The organism is Porphyromonas sp. C0026D3, from assembly GCF_056590775.1.
This window is the reverse complement of record NZ_JBWPWU010000020.1, coordinates 1-1,255: the sequence shown is the minus strand read 5'-3', so window position 1 is coordinate 1,255 and position 1,255 is coordinate 1. Positions and strand designations below refer to the sequence as shown.

General features: G+C 46.6%; 2 tRNA genes and 1 rRNA gene. All 3 read left to right on the top strand.

What is annotated here, in order from left to right:
• The first annotated feature begins 183 nt into the window (after positions 1–183).
• Positions 184–257, top strand: a tRNA-Ile gene (locus tag AC1EK1_RS08330).
• Positions 258–284: 27 nt separating this feature from the next.
• Positions 285–358, top strand: a tRNA-Ala gene (locus tag AC1EK1_RS08325).
• Between the two features lie 662 nt (positions 359–1,020).
• Positions 1,021–1,255: ribosomal RNA gene (locus tag AC1EK1_RS08320) — 23S ribosomal RNA — on the top strand; the annotation flags it as partial.

Here is a 1,255-nt window from a genome sequence, read left to right as displayed (position 1 = left end):
GGGTCTTCTGTGGAGGCATTGGTGATCGCAATGATCGTTGGTGATGCTCTACAGCCTGCGTGTCTACTTGTTTGTCGTCCTTGTTTGTTTTTTTTCTTATAAGATATACCCTATTTTACTACACCGGCGCCTAGACGCTAGGTAGTGCACCAGGTGTTGGGTTAGATGAAAGAGTGGTAAGCCAGGCTCATAGCTCAGTTGGTTAGAGCGCTACACTGATAATGTAGAGGTCGGCAGTTCAACTCTGCCTGGGCCTACTTTTAAGGTATGACCGGTATAAAGTAGGGGGATTAGCTCAGTTGGCCAGAGCACCTGTTTTGCAAGCAGGGGGTCATCGGTTCGACTCCGATATCCTCCACAAGTTGTTTTATAAGAAACGCAAGAGATCATAGACATGTTGGCAAAGTAGAAGATACTTCGGGTTGTTTTTAATAGGACGATCCGAGGTAGCGTTAGAAATAGAGTAAAGACAAAAGATGATGTAGTGTTTTCTCTTGGCCTTTCGGGGCTTCAGGGGAGGATGCTACGCCACGCGAGTAATATTTATAGAAGATCAGAGTTTGGTTCTACGGCATTTGTGTGCATCGTTTGGGTGCGTTCGGTGTCGTTGGATGCTGTCTTTTCGTTTTTGACATTGTGATGATGTCCGAATCAAGTATGCCGTGTTTGTTTTTCCTTTGGTGCTTTTTTGCTTACCCTGCGAGAGTGGGGTGGTTGAGGTGACCGAGGGGATGTGCATGTGTGTATTTGGCGTGGGTGCACTGGTGTGTTTGGGGTCCGGCCTTTAGTGGCGTTGGGGCTTTGGATACGCGAGTGTTTGTGATATGATTTTTTCTGAGCTCGAGCGATAACGAAATAGTATACTGTATATATATCATATAATGAGTTACGAATATAATCGTCTGCCCGCATAGGTCGGGCGGATAGGTTTGTTGATATCTGTCAGTTTTCTTTTTTTTGTAGAGAAGTGGTTCTGCGATAGAAAGTGGGAGGCTTTTCGATAGGAAAGGAGAAGATCTAGATAAAGCAAGATAAGGGCACATGGTGGATGCCTAGGCTCTAAGAGGCGAAGAAGGACGTGATAAGCTGCGATAAGCTGCGGGGATTGGCACATACGACGTGATCCGCAGATTTCCGAATGGGACAACCCACCGGGGTTAACACCTCGGTACCGCGCATAAGCGTGGGGCAAACGTGGGGAACTGAAACATCTCAGTACCCATAGGAGAAGAGAACAAATTAGTGATTCCCCTAG